Below are 6,892 nucleotides of genomic sequence, written 5' to 3'. Positions count from 1 at the left end.
CGTTCACGGAGCCGCTCCACCTCACCAAGATCCACAGGCCGCAGCATGCGCCACCGCAACCACCGAGATCAAATCAACCTAACGAAGTACTACTAGGGCCTGTCCGGCGGATCAGGGTCGGACAGGGCGCGGCGTCCGGTGCGGTGCATCGCAAGGCGCCGGAGCGTCTTGATGGCGGAGCCATTCGGATGTTTCGGCAACGCCGCGAGGCGCCGTGCCAGACGCCGCGACCCCGGCCATGATCCGCCGGACAGGCACTAATCCACGTCGAGCCGACAGGCGGCGACCCGTGGCCCGAGGGGGGTGAGTACCACGCGCGTACGGGCCGTTCCCGACTCATGACCGGCCAGGTCGAGCAGCGATCTCACGAGGGAACGGAGCACCGCGCGCTCCGTCTCGTCCAGGACCGCCGGGCCGGTGTCGGCACCCGGCGGCCACTCCACGATCCCGGCCACCGTGTGCATGCCGTTCTCGGTTCTGGTCTCGACGCTCAACTGGGGCCCCTCCAAGGACTCCGGCGCGGTGTACGGAGGGGACTGGACACCGGACGCCACACGCTCGGCCCACCGTTCCACGGTGGACAGGTCCTGGAAGGCCTGGCGGAGTTCCGTACCGTCGGGGGAACGATCCCTGGGGTCCTTCACGTGAGTACTCCTTACTGCAGACAACTACGGAACGACCCTTGCCCACCCGGCTCCCGGTTCCGTCCCGAACCGTTCCCGCTTTCTTCCCGTTCCCTCGTTCGCCAAGGGAACGCAGCGGTAATCGATGGCCGCATGCTGACCCCCGTTCGGCTCGGACAGGGATCCGTGGTGATCCGCAGAGGATGCGACATCCTGGGGGATTGAGGCGTGGCAACCAATCGATTCGACGGCTCGGGCACGATGTGCCGGATGCCGGTGCACAAGGGATCCGGATCCTGATGGGCACCCGGATATCAACGGACATTCCCGGTCGCTTTTCGGGAATGGGGCCCTTCCTCCTCGTCTGGTCCGGTCAGGCGGTGTCCCTGGCAGGAAGCGCGGCGGTCCGGTTCGCCTTCATCGTCGAGGTGTGGGCGTCCGGCGGGAAGGCGACTGCTGTCACCGTCCTCTCGCTGTGCGCCATGCTGCCGCAGGCCGTGTTCAGTCCCATTGCGGGCGCAATCGTCGACCGGATACCCAAGCGCACCGCGCTCCAGATTGCCGACGTCGGCGGGCTCCTCGTGGTGGGCACACTGGCCCTGCTCCACTACCTCGGCGCATTCCACGCCTGGCAGGTCTATCCGGCCGCCGTGCTGCTCGGCATCTGTGCCGCCTTCCAGTTCCCGGCCCTGTCCTCGGCCGTTCCCCTCCTGGTCCGCAAGGACCAACTGGACCGCACCAACGGCCTGTTGGCCGGCGCGAAGAGTGCCGCCGGGATCGGCGGCCCCGCGCTGGGCGGTCTGCTCGTCGCCCTCTTCGGGATCGGCCCGACGCTCCTGGTCGACATGGCGAGCTACGCGTTCGCCCTCATCGGCATCCGGATCGTGCGCTTCAACGGCGACCGGGTGACGAAAAAGACCGACGCACCGCGCAAACGGATCACCGCCGATGCCGTCGAGGGGCTGCGCTATCTGTTCCGGGTACCCGGCCTGCGCGACCTGATCGTCAACTTCTGCGTCGTCAACCTCGTCATGGTCTTCGGCTTCGCCCTGATCTCGCCGATGGTGCTGATCCGGGCCGGCAACGGCGCGCTCGCCGCGGTCAACACCTCGGTCGGCATCGGCGGAGTGGCCGGGGCCCTGCTCATGGCGGCCTGGGGCGGCCCCGCGAACCGGGGCCGGGGCATGATGCTCGGCGTGGTCGGCATGTGCCTGTCCGCCCTGGTGGTGATGAGCCTGGTGGACGGGGTGACCGGCTGGTGCCTGGCCATCCTGGTCGGCGCCCTGCTCATGACGGTGGTCAACGCCTCGATGCAGACGATCGTGCAGACCAAGGTCCCCCACGAATGGCAGGGCCGGGTCTTCGGCGCGGTGATGTTCCTGTCGCAGATCTCCGTGCCCGTGGCCATGGCGGTCTCCGGACCGCTCGCCGACCAGGTCTTCGAACCGCTGGCCGCGCGGGGCTCCGGGCTCTTCACCGTGCTCGGTCCCCTCGTCGGCGACGGTCCGGGCAGCGGCATGGCGGCCATGTTGTTCCTCGCCGGCATCGGCGGGACCGGGGTCGCCGTCTGGGGCCTCGCCAGCCGCTCGATCAGGAACATCGACGACCTGCTGCCCGACCTCGACGCCCCGCAGGAGCCCGCCGGGCAGAGCGAGTGCCGAGGAGGTGAGCGCGATGAGGTGCGTGCATGAGCTGTTCGAGGAGCAGGTGGCACGGACGCCCGGCGCGACGGCGCTGATCCACGAGGACGAACGGATCGACTACGCGGGACTCGACGAGCGGGCGGCCCGGCTGGCGGGCCTGCTGGCCGCGCGGGGCATCCGGGCCGGTGACACGGTCGGCGTGTACCTGGAGCGCTCCGCCGCACTCGTCGTGACGGTGCTCGGCATCCTCAAGGCCGGAGCCGGATACGTGATCCTGGACCCCGGATTCCCCGCCGAACGGCTGCGCGCGATGGCCGAGGACGCGAGGACGGCCGTGGTCGTCTCGGCGCGCGACGCCGCGCCCGGCATGCTCGACGTGGAGCAGGTGCACATCGAGGACGTCCACGGGGCGCAGCCGCTGCCGCGCGGCGCCGTCCGGGTCCGGCCCGACGACATCGCGTGCGTGATGTTCACCTCCGGGTCGACCGGGCGGCCGAAGGGCATCGCCTCGTCGCACCACGCGATCACGTCCACCCTCACCGGGCAGACCTTCGCCTCGTTCGGTCCCGGCGCGATCTGGCTCCAGTGCGCGCCGCTGTCCTGGGACGCGTTCGCCATGGAGCTGTGGGGGCCGCTCATGAACGGCGGGACCTGTGTCCTGCACCCCGGCCGGCGGCCCGAACCCTTCGTGATGGCACGGCTCGTCGCCGAGCACGGCATCACCTCCATGTACCTTTCGGCGTCCTTGTTCAACGTCGTCGTCGACGAGTACCCGCAGGTGATGGACGGACTGCGGGAGCTGGTGGTGGGTGGCGAGGCCCTGTCCGCGCCGCACGCGGCCCGTGCCCTGGAGCGCCGGCCGGAGCTGCGGCTGAGCAATGGCTACGGGCCCGTCGAGTGCATGGTCTTCCTGACCGTCCACCCGGTGAGCCTCGCCGAGCTCGGCGAGGGTCCGGTGCCGATCGGCCGTCCGCTGGCGGGCAAGCGGCTGTACGTCCTCGACGAGGAACTGCGCCCGGTACCGGACGGCCGCACCGGTGAGATCTACGCCGCCGGGGCGGGCCTCGCCCGCGAATACCGGGGACGGCCGGCGCTGACCGCGGAACGCTTCGTCGCCGCCCCGTCCGGTGAGCGTCTCTACCGCACCGGCGACCTCGGGCGACGGCGTGCCGACGGGGTCCTCGAATATCTGGGCCGGGCCGACAGCCAGGTGAAGATCCGGGGCTTCAGGGTGGAGCCGGGCGAGGTCGAGAGCGTGCTGGCCCGGCACCCCGGCGTCGACCGGGCAGCGGTCGTCGCCCATGAGCACCCGGCGGGCGACCGGCAGCTGACCGCGTACGTCGTGCCGCGCGGCGGTGCCCGGGAGAACTTCTCCGAAACGGAGTTGCGTGCCCACGCCTGCGGCGTGCTGGCCGACTACCTGGTCCCGGCGGTCTTCGTACCGCTGGACGCGCTGCCGCTCACCCCCAGCGGAAAGCTGGACCGGGCGGCCCTGCCGGAGCCCGGCACCGCGGCGGCCCTCCCGGGCCGGGCGACGGGGAGCGGCACCGCGGCCGCGCTGTGCGAGCTCTTCTCCCAGGTGCTGCGCACCGGCCCGGTCGGCCCGGACGACGACTTCTTCGCCCTCGGCGGCCACTCCCTGCTGGCCGCCCGGCTGCTGGGCCGGATCCACGCCGTGCTCGGCGCCGAGATCGACATCCGCGGGCTCTTCGAGGCGCCCACCCCGGCGCTGCTGGCCCCGCTCGTCGACACCGCTCCCCCGGCTCCTTGCGCGGCTCCCGCGCCCGGCACCGCCTCCGGCGCGCTCCCGGTGTCGCACGCGCAGCACCGGCTGTGGTTCCTGGACCGGATCGGGGCGGGCGCCGCGTACAACCTGCCGATGCTGGTCCGGTTGCGCGGCGCGGTCGACGCGGCCGCGCTGGGCGAGGCGCTGGCTGCGGTCGCCGGCCGTCACGAAGTGCTCCGCACCGTCTTCGAGGAGTCCGACGGCGCCCCCGTGCGGCGGGTGCTGAACGGGGCGGCCGCGCGGCCTCCCTTCCGCCACCTGCGGGTCGCCGGGGATTCGATGGAGCGGGAGATCGAGCGGGAGGCCCGGCACCGCTTCGACCTGCGTGCCGAACTCCCGGTACGGGCAACGCTGTTCACCAGCCTGGAGCAGCCGAAGGAGCACGCGCTGCTGGTGCTGGTCCATCACATCGCCGGGGACGGATGGTCCCTGCGGCCGCTCTTCCGCGATCTGTCGCGCGCCTACGAGGCACGGGTGAGCGGCGCGGACACTGCCGGGCTCGCCCCGCTCGCCGTCCCCTACGGGGAGCACGCCCGCCACCAGCTCGACCGGCTCGGCTCCGTGTCCGATCCGCACGCCCTCGCCGCCCGCCAGCTCAGGTACTGGCGCAAGGAGCTGGACGGGCTGCCACCCGGCGGTCCGCTGCTGCCCCGCCGCGCCGGGCGCCCCGCCGTACCCGGTCCGGCCGCGCAGGTCGTGGTCCGCCGGCTCGACGCGGCGGCCCACGCCCGGGTGGTCGACGCGGCCCGCGCCCGGGGCGCCACGCTCTTCATGGCCCTGCACGCCGCGCTGGCCACAGTGCTGGTGCGGGCCGGGGCGGACGAGGACCTGGCGATCGGAGCCCCGGTGGCCGGGCGTGCCGGGGACGGCAGTGTCGAGGACGTCGTCGGGTTCTTCGTCAACATGCTGGTACTGCGCACCGATCTGTCCGGCGACCCCACCGCGGGCGAAGTGCTCGCCCGGGTACGGGAGACGGACCTCGCCGCGTTCAGCCACCAGGACGTGCCGTTCGAGGACGTGGTCGGAGGCCTCAATCCGCCCCGCTCCCCGGGCCGTCAGCCGTTCACCGACGTGGTCCTGGCGCTCCAGAACAACGCGCGGGCCGAGGTCACGCTGCCCGGTGCCGAGCACGGCGTCGAGATCGTGCGCACCGGCGCCGCCCGGTTCGAACTCCTGGTGGACGTCACGGACTCCACCTCCGAGCAGGGCGCACCGGACGGGCTGACGCTGACGTTCGAGTACCGGGGGGAGGCGCTGGAGGCGGACTTCGTCCAGTGGCTCGCACTCGCCCTCCCCGAGGCCCTGGAGGCGGCTGCGGCCGACCCCGGCACGCTACTGTCGCAACTGGGTCTCACCGCGCCGCCCCGGCGGGCCGGGGAGAGCGACCGGATCACGGCACCCGCCCGGCACCGGGGCGCCGCCGGGCGACCGATGACCGCCCTGGAGCAGGAGATCGCCGCCGTGTGGGGCGAGGTCCTCGGCGTGCCGGTCGCCCGCCCGGACGACGACTTCTTCGCACTCGGTGGCAACTCCCTGCGCGCGGTGCGCGCCGTGGCCCGGCTCGGCTCCGACAGACCGGTGACGGTGGCCCAGCTGTTCGCCGCGCCCACGGTCGCCGCCTTCGCCGCCGAGCTGGAACAGGCGGTCGTCAGACCCGCGCCGCCCGCCGCGTCCCCCATCCCGCGCCGCCCCAGGGTGCCGCGCCGTCCGCAACCCCAGACCCAGTCCAGCAGAAAGCAGGAGGAGTGGCAGTGGACCTCAGTGTGATGTTCTTCGGTGCGGACAGCACCACGGCCGGCGGGGCCCGGCACACCGAGACCTACGAGGACATCCTCTCCGTGGCCGGGACCGCCGACCGGCTCGGGTTCCACGCCGTCTGGACTCCCGAGCGCCACTTCCAGCAGGTGGGGCAGGTCTTCCCCAGCCCTCCGGTACTCAGCGCGGCGCTCGCCGTCGCCACCGAGCGGATCGGGATCCGCGCGGGCAGCGTCGTGCTGCCGCTCCACCACCCGCTGCGGGTGGCGGAGGACTGGGCCGTCGTGGACAACCTGTCGCACGGACGGGTGGGTCTCTCCGTCGCCACCGGCTGGCACTCCAAGGACTTCACGCTGGCCCCCGAGAGTTACGAGGACCGCCGGCGGTCCGCCCTGGAGACGATCCCGCGGCTGCGGTCGCTCTGGGCGGGCGAGGCCGCCGAGTACCCCGACGGCACGGGCACCCCGGTCTCCGTGACGCCCCAGCCCCGGCCCGTGCAGGACACCCTGCCGCTGTGGATCACCACGTCCGGCAACCCGGAGACCTGGGAGGCTGCCGGACGCCTGCGCGCCGGGGTGCTCGGCGCGACGGTCGGGCAGAGCCGGGACGAGCTGGCCGAGAAGATCGCCCGCTACCGCGCCGCCTGCGCCGCGGCCCCCGACCAGCGGGGCACAGACGCACACGGCCGGGTCACGCTGATGGCCCATACATACGTCGGCACCGACGACGCGGAGGTCCGCCGGATGGCGGGCGCACCGCTCAAGACCTATCTCGCCTCGTACGTCCGCCAGACCGCGGCGAACCGTTCCGCGGACGCCACGACGGCGGCTCTCACCGAGGAACAGACCGCGATGCTCGCCGACTTCGCGTTCGAGCGCTATCTCAGCTGGGGCAGCCTGCTCGGCTCCCCCGGCCACTGCGCCAAGATGCTCGCCGATCTGGCCGAGCTGGGCGTCGACGAGGTCGCCTGCTTCATCGACTTCGGCATCGGACGCGACGACGTACTGGCCGGGCTGCACCGGTTGGCCGAACTGAAAGAGAACCTGTGATGAGCGCCCCCACCGTTTCGCGCCCCGTCCCGGGTG

Annotated in this window: 4 protein-coding genes; 3 read left to right on the top strand and 1 reads right to left on the bottom strand. The window is 72.5% G+C overall.

Features of this window, described 5'->3' with window-relative positions; all coding sequences use genetic code 11:
* Positions 1-257 precede the first annotated feature (257 nt).
* Entirely contained in the window at positions 258-644 is a 387-nt protein-coding gene (locus ACWCQ6_RS22535; RefSeq protein WP_451091807.1) for a hypothetical protein, read from the bottom strand.
* 182 nt (positions 645-826) lie between these two features.
* Between ACWCQ6_RS22535 and ACWCQ6_RS22530 the strand changes: the two genes are divergently transcribed.
* The 3 genes from ACWCQ6_RS22530 to ACWCQ6_RS22520 are packed head-to-tail and all read left to right on the top strand — an operon-like array spanning position 827 to position 6,856.
* Positions 827-2,314: an MFS transporter gene (locus ACWCQ6_RS22530; protein WP_451091805.1), complete on the top strand. Its 1,488-nt coding sequence runs from the start codon at positions 827-829 to the stop codon at positions 2,312-2,314.
* Positions 2,298-5,819, top strand: a complete 3,522-nt coding sequence (locus tag ACWCQ6_RS22525) for an amino acid adenylation domain-containing protein (protein WP_451091803.1) — start codon at positions 2,298-2,300, stop codon at positions 5,817-5,819. The genes ACWCQ6_RS22530 and ACWCQ6_RS22525 overlap by 17 nt, the downstream gene beginning before the upstream one ends.
* Complete coding sequence (locus ACWCQ6_RS22520; RefSeq protein WP_451091801.1) at positions 5,804-6,856, top strand: MupA/Atu3671 family FMN-dependent luciferase-like monooxygenase; 1,053 nt, start codon at positions 5,804-5,806, stop codon at positions 6,854-6,856. The genes ACWCQ6_RS22525 and ACWCQ6_RS22520 overlap by 16 nt, the downstream gene beginning before the upstream one ends.
* Positions 6,857-6,892: the final 36 nt, after the last annotated feature.

The organism is Streptomyces sp. NPDC001880, assembly GCF_053594575.1.
This window is presented reverse-complemented; position numbering and strand designations above follow the sequence as displayed.

Excerpts from the sequence above, each read along its gene's own strand:
- ACWCQ6_RS22530 (WP_451091805.1), top strand. The coding sequence starts at position 827 with ATGCGACATCCTGGGGGATTGAGGCGTGGCAACCAATCGATTCGACGG.
- ACWCQ6_RS22525 (WP_451091803.1), top strand. The coding sequence starts at position 2,298 with ATGAGGTGCGTGCATGAGCTGTTCGAGGAGCAGGTGGCACGGACGCCC.